This is a genomic window from Streptomyces smyrnaeus, assembly GCF_017676345.1.
GTDB lineage: Bacteria > Actinomycetota > Actinomycetes > Streptomycetales > Streptomycetaceae > Streptomyces > Streptomyces smyrnaeus.
This window is the reverse complement of record NZ_JAFFZM010000003.1, coordinates 329,966-343,970: the sequence shown is the minus strand read 5'-3', so window position 1 is coordinate 343,970 and position 14,005 is coordinate 329,966. Positions and strand designations below refer to the sequence as shown.

Sequence of the window (14,005 nt, the reverse complement as noted above, 5' to 3'; positions counted from 1 at the left end):
AGCCATGGCGGCTAGCCGACCGCGCCTTCCATCTGCAGCTCGATCAGCCGGTTGAGCTCCAGCGCGTACTCCATGGGCAGCTCCTTGGCGATCGGCTCGACGAAGCCGCGCACGATCATCGCCATCGCCTCGTCCTCGGACAGCCCGCGGCTCATCAGGTAGAAGAGCTGGTCGTCGCTGACCTTGGAGACGGTCGCCTCGTGGCCCATCGTCACGTCGTCCTCGCGGACATCGACGTAAGGGTAGGTGTCCGAGCGCGAGATGGTGTCGACCAGCAGCGCGTCGCACAGCACGTTGGACTTGGAGCCCTCGGCGCCCTCACCGATCTCGATGAGACCGCGGTAGGAGGTGCGGCCACCACCGCGGGCCACCGACTTGGAGACGATGTTCGAGGAGGTGCGGGGGGCCATGTGGACCATCTTGGCGCCCGCGTCCTGGTGCTGGCCCTCGCCGGCGAAGGCGACGGACAGCGTCTCGCCCTTGGCGTGCTCACCCATGAGGTAGACCGCCGGGTACTTCATCGTCACCTTGGAGCCGAGGTTGCCGTCGACCCACTCCATGGTCGCGCCCTCGTAGGCCACGGCGCGCTTGGTGACCAGGTTGTAGACGTTGTTCGACCAGTTCTGGATCGTCGTGTAGCGGCAGCGGCCGCCCTTCTTGACGATGATCTCGACGACGGCCGAGTGCAGCGAGTCCGAGTTGTAGATCGGCGCCGTGCAGCCCTCGACGTAGTGCACATAGGCGTCCTCGTCGACGATGATCAGCGTCCGCTCGAACTGGCCCATGTTCTCGGTGTTGATCCGGAAGTAGGCCTGGAGCGGGATGTCGACGTGCACGCCCGGCGGCACGTAGATGAAGGAGCCGCCCGACCACACGGCGGTGTTCAGCGCGGCGAACTTGTTGTCACCGGCCGGGATGACCGTGCCGAAGTGCTCCTGGAACAGCTCGGGGTGCTCACGCAGCGCCGTGTCCGTGTCCAGGAACAGCACGCCCTGCTTCTCCAGGTCCTCACGGATCTGGTGGTAGACGACCTCCGACTCGTACTGCGCGGCGACACCGGCGACCAGGCGCTGCTTCTCCGCCTCCGGGATACCGAGCTTGTCGTAGGTGTTCTTGATGTCCTCGGGCAGGTCCTCCCAGGACTGGGCCTGCTTCTCGGTGGACCGGACGAAGTACTTGATGTTGTCGAAGTCGATGCCCGACAGGTCCGAGCCCCAGTTCGGCATCGGCTTCTTCTCGAAGAGCTTGTGGCCCTTGAGCCGCAGCTTGAGCATCCAGTCGGGCTCGTTCTTCTTCCCGGAGATGTCGCGGACGACATCCTCGGACAGGCCGCGCTTGGCGGCTGCGCCCGCGGCATCGGGGTCGGCCCAGCCGTACTCGTACTTGCCCAGCCCGTCGAGCTCGGGGTGAGCAGTCTCCGTAGGAGCGGTCATGCGGGGTTCCTCCCGGCCTCGTTCGCTTCGGTGGCGTTGCTGGCGTTGCTGTTGGTGGTCTTGGGTGGTCGTGCGGGGGCCCTGGCTGCCGGGGGCTTCGCCGCGCTCTTCGGGGGTGCGTGCGTCCTGGGAATGAAGGTCGTACACACTCCGTCGCCGTGCGCGATGGTCGCCAGCCGCTGGACGTGCGTGCCGAGCAGCCGGGAGAAGACCTCCGTCTCCGCCTCGCACAGCTGGGGGAACTGCTCGGCGGTGTGGGCCACCGGGCAGTGGTGCTGGCAGAGCTGCTCGCCGGCTTGGGCGGGCGCGGCACGCGCCGTGGCAGCGTACCCGTCCGCGGACAGCGCGCGCGCCAGCGCCTGCGCCTTGTCCTCGGGCGGGACGCTCTCCAGCGCCGCGTGGTATTTCTCCGCCTGGGCCTCGACGCGGGCACGGGCGAAGGCCGCGACAGCGGCCTCCCCGACCTCCCCGCCACCCGCTGTCCGGGCGATCCACCGCAGGGCGTCGGCGGCGAGCTGGTCGTACGCCTGGTCGAAGGCGTCCCGGCCGCAGTCCGTCAGGGCGAAGACCTTGGCGGGGCGCCCCCTGCCGCGCGAGCCGTAGACCCGCTTGGCGCGGGCCTCCACGACGCCCTCGGCGACGAGTGCGTCCAGGTGACGGCGGACGGCGGCCTGGGTCAGCCCCAGACGCAGCGCCAGCTCGGCCGCGGTGGACGGACCGTGGTCGAGAATGGAGCGCGCGACCTTGTTCCTCGTGCCGTGCTGTTCATCCTGTGCTGTCGAGGGCTGTGCTGCGGGGGGCTTCGACACGGCGGCTGCCCCGGTGGCCCCTTCGGCCATCGGTCGGTCCTCCCGAGCCTGCTCCCTCTTTTTCACAACGTCATTGTTGCTTAATTCGGCTGACCTCGGCAAGCGGTGGCTGTGACCAGCCCCAATGGGGTGCATCACGTAAGGCTGACCTAACCAGGACGGTCCGGCCCGGGTGCGTACAGCCCGCCAGAGGAGTGGCACGGCCCGCTCCTTAGACTGCCCTGCATGCGAAGTTCAGCGGCTGTGGAAGTCGCCGGGCTGGTGAAGCGGTACGGCAGCAGGACCGCCGTCGACGGGCTCGACCTGACCGTCGCACGGGGCACCGTCACCGCGTTCCTCGGCCCCAATGGAGCGGGTAAGACCACCACCATCGAAACCTGCGAGGGCTACCGCCGGCCGGATTCCGGCACCGTGCGAGTGCTCGGTCTCGATCCGGTGACCCAGGGGTCGCAGCTGCGGCCCCGCATCGGGGTGATGCTCCAGAGCGGCGGGATCTACCCCACGGCACGGGTCGAGGAGACGCTGCGCCACATGGCGACGCTGCACGCCCATCCGCTGGACGTGCCCGCGCTGATCGAACGCCTGGGCCTGGGCGGCTGCGGGCGCACCCCGTACCGCAGGCTCTCCGGCGGCCAGCAGCAGCGCCTCGCGCTCGCACTGGCCCTGGTCGGCCGCCCCGAGCTGGTCTTCCTGGACGAGCCGACGGCCGGCCTCGATCCGCAGGCCCGCCACGCCACCTGGGACCTGGTCCGCGACCTGCGGGCGGACGGCGTGACGGTGGTGCTGACCACGCACTACATGGACGAGGCCGAGGAGCTGTCCGACGACGTCGCCATCGTCGACGGCGGCAAGGTCATCGCCCAGGGCGCGCCCGAGGTGCTGTGCAAGGGCGGCGCGGAGAACACCCTGCGCTTCGCCGGCCGCCCGGGACTCGACCTGGCATCCCTGCTCAAGGCCCTCCCCGCGGAGACCGTCGCGGTGGAGCTCACCCCGGGCAGCTACCGCCTCACCGGCACCGTCGACCCGCAGCTGCTGGCCACCGTGACGTCCTGGTGCGCCCAGAACGGTGTCCTCCCGGACCGCATCTCGGTGGAGCGCCGGACCCTGGAGGACGTCTTCTTGGAGCTGACGGGGAAGGAGCTGCGGTCATGAGGCAGGTCGCCCGGACCGGCCGGGGGTCCGGGGGTCGCCCCCCGGAAGACAGCAGCTTGGAGCTGACGGGGAAGGAGCTGCGGTCATGAGCGCGCACTCGGAGACCGGCATCGAGGGGACCTACGCACCACAGCCCGGCGCCGCCCCGCTGCCGCGCATGGTGCGGGCGCAGGCGTGGCTGGAGACACGGACGCAGCTGCGCAACGGTGAGCAGCTGTTGCTCACCGTCATCATTCCCACACTGCTGCTGGTGCTCTTCAGCGCCGTCGACATCGTCGACACCGGGGCGGGCTCACGGGTCGACTTCCTGGCGCCCGGCATCCTGGCGCTGGCGATACTCTCGACCGCCTTCACCGGGCAGGCCATCGCCACCGGCTTCGAGCGCCGCTACGGCGTCCTCAAGCGGCTCGGCGCCTCGCCGCTGCCCCGGTGGGGACTGATGACGGCGAAGACCTGCGCGGTCGTGGTCATCGAGGCGCTGCAGGTGCTGCTGCTGACCGTGGTGGCGCTCGCGCTGGGCTGGTCCCCGCACGGCAACCCGGCGACGGTGCTGCTCCTGCTGCTGCTCGGCACGGCTGCCTTCTCCGGGCTCGGACTGCTGATGGCCGGGACGCTCAAGGCCGAGGCCACGCTGGCGGGAGCCAACCTGGTCTTCATCCTGCTGCTGGTCGGCGGCGGCGTCATCGTTCCGCTGGAGAAGTTCCCGCACGCCGCGCAGAGCGTGCTCCAGCTGCTGCCGATCTCCGCCCTCTCGGACGGCCTGCGCGACGTGCTCCGCCACGGGGCGGGGGTGCCGTGGGACGATCTGGGAGTACTGGCGGTCTGGGCGGTCGTGGGGCTCGGTGCCGCGGCCCGCTTCTTCAAGTGGGAGTGACCCTTCGACCGGGAGCGCCCCTAAGCAGCGGCAGCGGGTGACCGAAGGGCGCCCCTCGTGAATGCGCGCACAAGCGGCGCCCTACCATGGCTCCGTGCCGAATCTGCTCGAAGTCGTACGTAACCCCATCGCGTACATCGCCGCGCGCTGGACGCCCTCGCCCCGCACCGTCGAGCGGGCCGCCTTCACCGCGCTGCTGATGAGCATCGTCATCGTGGTCACCGGTGGGGCCGTGCGGCTCACCGGCTCGGGTCTGGGCTGCGACACCTGGCCCAAGTGCAGCGACGACAGCCTCACGGCCACCTCCGCCATGGGCTTCCACGGCGCCGTCGAGTTCGGCAACCGCATGATGACCTGGGTGGTCTCCGCCGCGGTGGGCTGGACCATCATCGCCGTACGGTCGGCGAAGCCCGCCCGCAAGGGGTTGAGCAGGCTCGCCTGGTCGCAGTTCTGGGTCGTGATGGGCAACGGCGTCGTCGGCGGCATCACGGTGTGGGTGAAGCTGAACCCGTTCGTGGTCGCCGGGCACTTCCTGGCCGCCACGGCGCTGCTGACCGTCACCACCCTCACCTGGCTGCGCGCCAGGGAGGGCGACACATCGCCCCGGCCGCTGGTGGGCAGGCCCGTCAAGAAGCTCACCCATGTGCTGACCTTCTTCACCGCCTGCCTCATCGTCGCCGGCACGGTCGTCACCGGTGCGGGCCCGCACGCGGGTGACAGCAGCGATGTGAAGCGGATGCCCGTCGCCGTGGAGCTGGCGACGCACACCCATGCGGTCTTCGCGTGGATCGTGGTGTCCCTGGCCGTGGTGCTCTACGCGGGCCTGCGCGTGATGGACGCGCCCATGGGCCCCCGGCGCACCGCGCGCAATCTGATCCTCATCCTGCTCGGACAGGGCCTCCTGGGCTATGTGCAGTACTTCACCGATCTGCCGGAGTTGCTGGTCGGCCTGCATCTGCTGGGCTCGACGCTGGTGTGGATCGGAGTGCTGCGGGTGGTGCTCTCCACCCGGGAGCGGGCGCTCCCGACGGAATCGGCGAAGACGGTCACCGGTGCGGAATCCCCTGTGGCCGCCCCTCTCGCCGGTTCGGCTACCCGCGGGTAGCATCTGCCGTATGGCAGCAGAGAGCAGCAAGCGGACAGCCCGCCTCACCAAACAGATCGGTGCCTTCGCACAGCGGCACGGGGGAAGCGCCGAGGCGCAGATCGCCTACGTGGGTCAGGTCGGTTTCCGTATCTCCCTGGTGGGTGCGGACGGCACCTGGGGCGATCTGATGGCACCGTCCAAGGACGTCGCCCAGGACGCCGTGCAGGCTGCGGGCGTCACTGTCAAGGAGAGCTTCGACGGGGAGATGGCCGAGCACATGCGGACCGGCCCCTATGAGTGGGCCCGGATGGCCGGGATGCAGCTGGGCGGCCCCGCGAACCGGTAGCTTCCTCCCCCCCCCGCCGGAAGGACAGCGGCCCCCTCCCGATGCCGGGAGGGGGCCTTGTGCATGCGGCCTCGGCCTGTTCGGCGGGCGGCCGGTGGAGTGCGGACCTCAGCGGGGCGCGGCGCTCAGCGTGTCGCGCTCTCCGCGTGGCGTGCCGCGGCGCGGCGTGGCGCTCAGCGGAGGAAGGGGTCGATGGCGACGGCTGCGAAGACCAGGGAGACGTAGGTGATCGACCAGTGGAAGAGCCGCATCTCCTTGAGCTTGGCGCCCGTGAGCCCGGCGCGGGCGCGAGCCCGCAGCGCGTGCGCCTCCCAGAGCCACAATCCGCCCGACACCACCGCGACCAGCGGGTAGAACCAGCCGACGTAGCCCAGCGGCCACAGCAGCAGGGAGACGAGCACCATCACCCAGCTGTAGACGACGATCTGGTTGGCGACGACGACGTTGCCGGCGACGGCCGGAAGCATGGGCACGCCGACCCGCTTGTAGTCCTCCGTGACCTTCATCGACAGCGGCCAGTAGTGCGGCGGCGTCCAGAAGAACATCACCAGGAAGAGGATGACGGCGGCCCAGCTCAGCTCGTTGGTGACCGCCGACCAGCCGATGAAGACGGGCAGACAGCCAGCGATGCCGCCCCACACGATGTTCTGCGAGGTGCGTCGCTTGAGGAGCATCGTGTAGACGACGACGTAGAAGAGGAGCGCCCCCAAGGACAGCGCCGCGGACAGCCAGTTGACCAGCAGTCCGAACATCAGGGTGGAGACCACCGCCAGGCTGATGCCGAACACCAGGCACTCGCGTGGGCTGACCCTCCCGGTGACCAGAGGGCGCCCCTCGGTGCGGTGCATCAGCGCGTCGATGTCGCGGTCGATGTACATGTTCAGCGCGTTGGCGCCGCCCGCGGACAGATAACCACCGAGACAGGTGATCACCACGAGCCAGAGGTCGGGGACGCCCTGAGCTGCGAGGAACATGACCGGGACGGTGGTCATGAGAAGCAGCTCGATGATCCGCGGCTTCGTCAGCTCGATGAACGCCTTCACGCGGGCACCGAGCGGCAGGTGGCCGCTGGGCTCCAGCGTCCCCGCAGGACGGGATTCGACGGCCGTCACGGACACCCCTGATCGACTCATAAGGAACCAGCGAGCACGCCCGGACGCACCGAAGGAAAGGTGCGGGCCCGGGTCAAGCTCGCGCGTACCACGCCACTTTAGACGTTGGCCATACCTCGCCAGTCATGGGGGGTCACCGTGTTGGCTCCGGGTCCGCGCGGCGCACCGGGGGCCGGTCCGGGGCGTGTCGCGGGGCCGATACGGGGCAACCGGGTCGTGTTCGACGGGCGGATCGGGGGAACAGACGTCAGCCTGGGAGTGATGTCCCGACGCCGTGCGTCGGAAATCGATGGGAATAGCACCTATCTCTTGGCCGTTCACGAGGTGTTCCCGCGATCGTCGGCCGCGGCGAAGGGACGACGACCCGGTGAGGACCACAGAGTGAACTGTCGAAAAGTCGCACGTCCCGGCAGAGGTACGCTCGACACCGCCCGGTGAGCGCACACACCGGCCATCGAACATGTGGAGAGGAGCCCTGACGCAGGGTGAGCACCAAGCCGACCACCACAGACCTTGAGTGGACCGACCTGGACCAGCAGGCCGTGGACACGGTTCGAGTTCTGGCCATGGATTCCGTACAGAAGGTCGGTAACGGCCATCCCGGCACGGCCATGAGCCTGGCGCCCGTCGCGTACCTGCTCTACCAGAAGCTGATGCGCCACGACCCGACCGACCCGGACTGGACCGGCCGCGACCGCTTCGTCCTCTCCGCAGGCCACTCGAGCCTGACCCAGTACATCCAGCTCTTCCTGGCCGGGTACGGCCTGGAGCTGGACGACCTGAAGGCGTTCCGCACCTGGGGCAGCCGCACCCCCGGCCACCCCGAGCACGGGCACACCGCCGGCGTCGAGACGACGACCGGACCGCTGGGACAGGGCGTCGCCAACGCGGTCGGCATGGCGATGGCGGCGCGCTACGAGCGCGGGCTGTTCGACCCGGAGGCGGCCGAGGGCGAGTCCCCGTTCGACCACACCGTCTGGGTCATCGCCAGCGACGGCGACCTGGAGGAGGGCATCTCCGCCGAGGCGTCCTCGCTCGCCGGCCACCAGAGGCTCGGCAACCTGATCGTGCTGTGGGACGACAACCACATCTCGATCGAGGGCGACACGGCGACCGCGTTCTCCGAGGACACCCTCAAGCGCTACGAGGCCTACGGCTGGCATGTGCAGCGCGTCGCCCAGCAGGAGGACGGCGACCTCGACCCGAAGGCGCTGTACAAGGCGCTGAAGGCGGCGCAGGCCGAGACGGAGCGCCCCTCCTTCATCGCGATGCAGTCCATCATCGCCTGGCCGGCCCCGAACGCGCAGAACACCGAGGCGGCCCACGGCTCGGCGCTGGGCGAGGAGGAGGTCGCTGCCACCAAGCGGGTACTGGGCTTCGACCCCGACAAGCACTTCCACGTCTCCGACGAGGTCCTCGCACACGTCCGCAAGGCCAGCGACCGGGGCCGCGCGATGCAGGCCGAGTGGGACAAGCGGATGGCCGCCTGGCGCTCCGCCAACCCGCAGCGCGCCGCCGAGTTCGACCGGATCCGCGAGGGCCGGTTGCCCGAGGGCTGGGAGAAGGCGCTGCCCGTCTTCCCCGCGGGCGAGTCGGTGGCCACCCGCAAGGCGTCCGGCAGCGTGCTCAAGGCGCTGGGTCCGGTCATCCCCGAGCTGTGGGGCGGCTCCGCCGACCTCGCCGGCTCGAACAACACCACGTTCGCGAAGACCTCGTTCCTGCCGGAGGGCAACCCGCTGCCGGGCGCCGACCGGTACGGGCGTACGGTGCACTGGGGCATCCGCGAGCACGCGATGGGTTCGACGATGAACGGCATCGCGCTGCACGGCAACACGCGGATCTACGGCGGCACGTTCCTGGTCTTCTCGGACTACATGCGCCCGGCCGTCCGGCTCGCCGCGCTGATGAAGGCGCCCGTCACCTATGTGTGGACGCACGACTCCATCGGCCTCGGCGAGGACGGCCCGACGCATCAGCCGATCGAACACCTCTCCGCGCTGCGCGCGATCCCGGGTCTCAACATGGTCCGTCCCGCGGACGCCAACGAGACCTCTGAGGTGTGGGCGGAGATCATGCGCCGGCACAGCAGCAAGCCGGCGCCGCACGGCATCGCGCTGACCCGGCAGGGTGTGCCGACCTACGAGGCCAACCCGGCCGCAGCCAAGGGCGGTTACGTGCTGTTCGAGGCCGAGGGCGGCCACCCGCAGGTGATCCTGATCGGTACCGGCTCGGAGGTGCAGCTCGCCGTCGAGGCGCGCGAGCGGCTGCAGGAGCAGGGCGTGCCCACCCGGGTCGTCTCGATGCCGTGCCTGGAGTGGTTCGAGGAGCAGGAGCAGTCCTACCGCGACAGCGTGCTGCCGCCGGACATCAAGGCGCGCGTCGCAGTCGAGGCGGGCGTGGGCCTGACCTGGCACCGGTACGTGGGCGAGGCCGGCCGGATCGTGTCGCTGGAGCACTTCGGTGCCTCGGCGGACGGCAAGGTCCTCTTCCGCGAGTTCGGCCTCACCGCCGAGGCCGTGCACCTGGCGGCGAAGGAGTCGCTGCAGGCGGCCGCCCGCTGACAGCCGCCCGACCCAACAAGAAGCCAACAAGCACAGGAGATGCGAATCCCATGACAGACGCACTGAAGCGCCTCTCCGACGAAGGCGTCGCGATCTGGCTGGACGACCTGTCGCGCAAGCGCATCACGTCGGGCAACCTCGGCGAGCTGATGGACGAGCAGCACGTGGTCGGTGTGACCACCAACCCGACCATCTTCCAGAAAGCGATCTCGGCGGGCGACGGCTACCAGCAGCAGGTCTCCGACCTGGCGGCCCGCCGGGTCTCGGTCGAAGAGGCCGTCCGCATGATCACCACGGCCGACGTCCGCGACGCCGCCGACATCCTCCGTCCGGTCCACGACGCGACCGGCGGCAAAGACGGCCGGGTCTCCATCGAGGTCGACCCGCGACTGGCGCACAACACCCAGGCCACCGTCGCCGAGGCCCGGCAGCTGGCCTGGCTGGTGGACCGGCCGAACACCTTCATCAAGATCCCGGCGACCGAGGCCGGGCTCCCCGCGATCACCGAGACGATCGGCAAGGGCATCAGCGTCAACGTCACGCTGATCTTCTCGCTGGAGCGCTACCGCGCGGTCATGGACGCCTACATGGCCGGGCTGGAGAAGGCCAAGAGCCTGGGCATGGATCTGTCCCAGATCCACTCCGTGGCCTCGTTCTTCGTCTCCCGCGTGGACACCGAGTTCGACAAGCGGCTCACGGCGCTGGGCACGGACGAGGCCAAGGCGCTCAAGAGCAAGGCGGCCCTCGCCAACGCCCGGCTGGCCTACCAGGCCTACGAGGAGGTCATCGCCTCCGACCGCTGGCAGGCGCTGGAGAAGGCCGGTGCCAACCAGCAGCGTCCGCTGTGGGCGTCGACCGGTGTGAAGGACCCGGAGCTGCCCGACACGCTGTACGTCACCGAACTGGTCGCGCCCAACACGGTCAACACCATGCCGGAGGCCACCCTGCAGGCCGTGGGCGACCACGGTGAGATCAAGGGTGACGCGGTCCGCGGCACCTACGAGGAGGCCCAGGGCGTCCTCGACAGCATCGCCGAACTCGGCATCTCCTACGACGACGTCGTCAAGGTGCTCGAGGACGAGGGTGTGCAGAAGTTCGAGGACTCCTGGAACGACCTGCTCAAGTCCACCGAGGCAGAGCTCCAGCGCCTGGCCCCGAAGGAGGCGTAACCGAATTGAGCAGCGCGAGCGGCACAGCCAACCCGCTGCGTGACGCTCAGGACCGACGGCTCCCGCGTATCGCGGGGCCGTCGGGCCTGGTCATCTTTGGCGTCACGGGCGATTTGTCACGGAAAAAGCTGATGCCTGCGGTGTACGACCTCGCCAACCGCGGGCTCCTGCCCCCGGGTTTCTCCCTCGTCGGCTTCGCGCGACGCGACTGGGAGGACGAGGACTTCGCCCAGGTCGTGCACGACGCGGTCAAGGAGCATTCCCGCACCACCTTCCGCGAGGAGGTCTGGCAGCAGCTCGCCCAGGGCATGCGCTTCGTCTCCGGCGAGTTCCACGACGACCAGGCGTTCGAGACGCTGCGGACCACCATCGACGAGCTGGACAAGTCGCGGGGCACCGGCGGCAACTTCGCCTTCTACCTCTCCGTACCGCCCAAGTTCTTCCCCACCGTCGTCTCCCAGCTGAAGAAGCACGGCCTGTCCGACGCCGAACCCGGCTCCTGGCGCCGCGCGGTCATCGAGAAGCCGTTCGGCCACGATCTGAAGTCGGCACAGGAGCTGAACGCCGTCATCCATGAGGTGTTCCGGGCCAGCGAGGTCTTCCGGATCGACCACTACCTCGGCAAGGAGACGGTCCAGAACATCCTCGCCCTCCGGTTCGCCAACACGATGTTCGAACCGCTGTGGAACCGCAGCTACGTCGACCATGTGCAGATCACCATGGCCGAGGACATCGGCATCGGCGGCCGGGCCGGCTACTACGACGGCATCGGCTCGGCCCGCGACGTCATCCAGAACCACATCCTCCAACTGCTCGCCCTGACCGCCATGGAGGAACCCACCTCCTTCGACGCCAAGGCGCTGCTGACCGAGAAGCTCAAGGTCCTCAACTCCGTACGGCTGCCGAAGGACCTGGGCAAGTACACCGTGCGGGGGCAGTACGCGGAAGGCTGGCAGGGCGGCGAGAAGGTGCCCGGCTATCTCGACGAGGAGGGCATCGACCCCAACTCGAAGACCGACACCTACGCCGCGATCAAGCTGGGGATCGACAACCGGCGCTGGGCCGGGGTCCCCTTCTATCTGCGCACCGGCAAGCGGCTGGGCCGCCGGGTGACCGAGATCGCGGTGATGTTCCAGCGCGCGCCCCACTCCCCCTTCGACGCCACCGACACCCAGGAACTGGGGCAGAACGCGCTCGTCATCCGCGTCCAGCCGGACGAGGGCGTGACGATCCGCTTCGGCTCGAAGGTGCCCGGCACCCAGATGGAGATCCGGGACGTGACCATGGACTTCGCCTACGGCGAGTCCTTCACCGAGTCCAGCCCCGAGGCGTACGAACGCCTCATCCTCGACGTCCTGCTGGGGGATGCGAACCTCTTCCCCCGGCACCAGGAGGTCGAACGCTCCTGGGAGATCCTCGACCCGATCGAGGAGTACTGGGACAAGCACGGCAAGCCCGAGCAGTACCCCGCCGGCACCTGGGGACCCCAGGCCGCCGACGAGATGCTCGCACGCGACGGACGGATTTGGCGGCGGCCATGAACATCGACCTGACGGACACCACGTCCAGCCGCATCAACGCCGAACTGGTCAAGGCGCGCCGCTCCCTCGGCTCGCCCGCCATGGGCATGGTGCTGACCCTCGTCATCGTCACCGACGAGGGCAACCACTACGACGCGCTCAAGGCCGCCAGCGGCGCCTCCAAGGAGCACCCCTCGCGGATCCTCGTCGTCGTCCGCCGCCCCGGCCGCTCCCCCCGCGACCGGGCGCAGCACCGGCTCGACGCCGAGGTCCGGGTCGGCAGCGACGTGGGCGAGGCGGGCTCCGGCGAAACGATCATCCTGCGGCTGCACGGTGAACTCGCCTCCCACGCCCACAGTGTCGTCCTGCCCCTGCTGCTGCCGGACGCCCCGGTGGTCGTGTGGTGGCCCGAGGACGCGCCCGAGAATCCTGCCGAGGACCCGCTGGGGAAGCTGGCCCAACGGCGCATCACCGACGCGGCGGCGACGGAGGACCCCGTCGGCGCCCTCAGTCTGCGTGCCACCACCTACGCGCCCGGCGACACCGATCTGGCCTGGACCCGCATCACCCCCTGGCGCAGCATGCTCGCCGCCTCGGTGGACCAGAAGCAGACCACCATCAACTCGGCCGTCGTCGAAGGCGAGGAGTACAACCCCTCCAGCGAACTGCTCGCCCTCTGGCTCGCCGAGCGGCTGCGGGTCCCCGTCGAGCGCCGGATCTCCGAAGGCCCCGGCATCACCGGGGTACGGATGGAGACCGTCGAAGGCCAGATCTGCCTCGACCGCGCCAACGGCTCGCTGGCCGAACTCGCCGTCCCCGGCCAGCCCGACCGGCACGTCGCCCTCCAGCGGCGCAGTACGGCCGAACTGCTCGCCGAGGAGCTGCGACGGCTCGACCCGGACGAGGCGTACGCCGAGGCCGTCAGCTTCGGCATCAACAAGATCTCGGGGCCCGACCCGGCACATCCGACCCCGGCCGCACCGGCACCCGCCCCGGCCGAGGCCTCCGGTCAGACCGAGGCCTCCGGTCAGACGGAGGAGCCCTCCACCGCGGAGCCGGCGGCCGAGCCCGCCCCGGCCAAGCCCAAGGGGCGCTCGAACCGGTCGAACACGAAGAAGGCCACGAAGTGAGCGCGGCCCGCGAGGTGGTCACACACCCCGACAAGGACGCGCTCGCCCTGGCCACCGCGGAGCGGCTGGTCACCCGGCTGGCCGACGCACAGGCCGCGCGCGGCACGGCGTCGGTCGTGCTGACCGGAGGCCGCAACGGCAACGCGCTGCTGGCCGCGCTCGCCGACTCGCCGCGGGCACAGGAGCGGATCGACTGGCCCCGGCTGGACGTGTGGTGGGGCGACGAGCGGTTCCTCCCCGAGGGCGACCCGGAACGCAACCACACCCAGGCCCGTGAGGCCCTGCTGGACGCGGTCGAGCTGGATCCCGCGCGGGTGCATGTGATGCCGCCCTCCGACGGCCGGTACGCGGGCGACGCCGAGGCCGCCGCCGAGGCGTACGCGACGGAACTGGCCGCCGCGGCGGAGGGCGACCCGACGGTGCGGGTCCCCGCCTTCGACGTGCTGCTGCTGGGTGTCGGCCCCGACACCCACGTCGCCTCCCTCTTCCCGGAGCACCCGGCGCTGCGGGAGACCGAGCGCACCGTCGTCGGTGTCCACGGAGCGCCGAAGCCGCCGCCCACCCGGCTGTCGCTGACGCTGCCCGCGATCCGCGCCGCCGAGGAGGTGTGGCTGCTCGCAGCAGGCGAGGACAAGGCCGACGCGGTCGCCCTCGCCCTCTCGGGCCCCGGCGAACTGCAGGCCCCGGCCGCCGCCGTGCACGGGCGCTCCCGCACCCTGTGGCTCTTGGACGAGGCGGCGGCCTCCCGCCTGCCGGCACGCTGATGGGAGCTTGACCCCGTCTTGCGTCCCCCGCAATGGGGAGCTGCGCCC

Annotated in this window: 12 protein-coding genes; 9 read left to right on the top strand and 3 right to left on the bottom strand. The window is 70.0% G+C overall.

What is annotated here, in order from left to right; translation table 11 throughout:
* Positions 1-11: 11 nt before the first annotated feature.
* Positions 12-1,433, bottom strand: coding sequence for a Fe-S cluster assembly protein SufB (gene sufB, locus JW613_RS07605; RefSeq protein WP_209209915.1), 1,422 nt, complete (start codon positions 1,431-1,433; stop codon positions 12-14).
* The gene (locus JW613_RS07600) at positions 1,430-2,272 is read right to left on the bottom strand and encodes a helix-turn-helix transcriptional regulator (RefSeq protein ID WP_209209914.1); all 843 of its coding nucleotides are present in this window, start codon (positions 2,270-2,272) and stop codon (positions 1,430-1,432) included. Before JW613_RS07600 ends, sufB begins: the two co-directional genes overlap by 4 nt.
* 195 nt (positions 2,273-2,467) lie before the next feature.
* Here JW613_RS07600 and JW613_RS07595 point away from each other — a divergent pair, with 195 nt between their 5' ends.
* The 4 genes from JW613_RS07595 to JW613_RS07580 all read left to right on the top strand — a co-directional run bounded on the left by JW613_RS07595 (position 2,468) and on the right by JW613_RS07580 (position 5,701).
* Entirely contained in the window at positions 2,468-3,394 is a 927-nt protein-coding gene (locus JW613_RS07595; RefSeq protein WP_209209913.1) for an ABC transporter ATP-binding protein, read from the top strand.
* Positions 3,395-3,479: 85 nt separating this feature from the next.
* Positions 3,480-4,268, top strand: coding sequence for an ABC transporter permease (locus JW613_RS07590; protein WP_209209912.1), 789 nt, complete (start codon positions 3,480-3,482; stop codon positions 4,266-4,268).
* A gap of 94 nt (positions 4,269-4,362) precedes the next feature.
* Positions 4,363-5,373, top strand: coding sequence for a COX15/CtaA family protein (locus JW613_RS07585; protein WP_372447919.1), 1,011 nt, complete (start codon positions 4,363-4,365; stop codon positions 5,371-5,373).
* A gap of 10 nt (positions 5,374-5,383) precedes the next feature.
* Positions 5,384-5,701 carry a hypothetical protein gene (locus tag JW613_RS07580; protein WP_209209910.1) on the top strand — a complete coding sequence of 106 codons (318 nt, stop codon included), beginning with the start codon at positions 5,384-5,386 and terminating at the stop codon, positions 5,699-5,701.
* Positions 5,702-5,874: 173 nt separating this feature from the next.
* On the opposite strand, the gene JW613_RS07575 is transcribed toward JW613_RS07580, so the two are convergent.
* Positions 5,875-6,813: a heme o synthase gene (locus tag JW613_RS07575; protein ID WP_099886383.1), complete on the bottom strand. Its 939-nt coding sequence runs from the start codon at positions 6,811-6,813 to the stop codon at positions 5,875-5,877.
* Positions 6,814-7,298: 485 nt separating this feature from the next.
* Here JW613_RS07575 and tkt point away from each other — a divergent pair, with 485 nt between their 5' ends.
* The 5 genes from tkt to pgl are packed head-to-tail and all read left to right on the top strand — an operon-like array spanning position 7,299 to position 13,957.
* Positions 7,299-9,374: a transketolase gene (tkt, locus tag JW613_RS07570; protein ID WP_209209909.1), complete on the top strand. Its 2,076-nt coding sequence runs from the start codon at positions 7,299-7,301 to the stop codon at positions 9,372-9,374.
* A gap of 50 nt (positions 9,375-9,424) precedes the next feature.
* The gene (gene tal / locus JW613_RS07565; protein ID WP_209209908.1) at positions 9,425-10,543 is read left to right on the top strand and encodes a transaldolase; all 1,119 of its coding nucleotides are present in this window, start codon (positions 9,425-9,427) and stop codon (positions 10,541-10,543) included.
* 5 nt (positions 10,544-10,548) lie between these two features.
* Positions 10,549-12,084: a glucose-6-phosphate dehydrogenase gene (zwf, locus tag JW613_RS07560; RefSeq protein WP_209209907.1), complete on the top strand. Its 1,536-nt coding sequence runs from the start codon at positions 10,549-10,551 to the stop codon at positions 12,082-12,084.
* A complete protein-coding gene (gene opcA, locus JW613_RS07555; protein ID WP_209209906.1) occupies positions 12,081-13,193 on the top strand; it encodes a glucose-6-phosphate dehydrogenase assembly protein OpcA in 1,113 nt (370 codons plus the stop codon). Before zwf ends, opcA begins: the two co-directional genes overlap by 4 nt.
* Positions 13,190-13,957 carry a 6-phosphogluconolactonase gene (gene pgl / locus JW613_RS07550; protein WP_209209905.1) on the top strand — a complete coding sequence of 256 codons (768 nt, stop codon included), beginning with the start codon at positions 13,190-13,192 and terminating at the stop codon, positions 13,955-13,957. Before opcA ends, pgl begins: the two co-directional genes overlap by 4 nt.
* Positions 13,958-14,005 lie beyond the last annotated feature (48 nt).

What these genes read in the sequence shown, in the direction of transcription:
- opcA (WP_209209906.1), top strand. Translation starts at nt 12,081, where the DNA reads ATGAACATCGACCTGACGGACACCACGTCCAGCCGCATCAACGCCGAA.
- JW613_RS07595 (WP_209209913.1), top strand. Translation starts at nt 2,468, where the DNA reads ATGCGAAGTTCAGCGGCTGTGGAAGTCGCCGGGCTGGTGAAGCGGTAC.
- JW613_RS07600 (WP_209209914.1), bottom strand. Translation starts at nt 2,272, where the DNA reads ATGGCCGAAGGGGCCACCGGGGCAGCCGCCGTGTCGAAGCCCCCCGCA.
- tal (WP_209209908.1), top strand. Translation starts at nt 9,425, where the DNA reads ATGACAGACGCACTGAAGCGCCTCTCCGACGAAGGCGTCGCGATCTGG.
- JW613_RS07580 (WP_209209910.1), top strand. Translation starts at nt 5,384, where the DNA reads ATGGCAGCAGAGAGCAGCAAGCGGACAGCCCGCCTCACCAAACAGATC.
- JW613_RS07590 (WP_209209912.1), top strand. Translation starts at nt 3,480, where the DNA reads ATGAGCGCGCACTCGGAGACCGGCATCGAGGGGACCTACGCACCACAG.
- sufB (WP_209209915.1), bottom strand. Translation starts at nt 1,433, where the DNA reads ATGACCGCTCCTACGGAGACTGCTCACCCCGAGCTCGACGGGCTGGGC.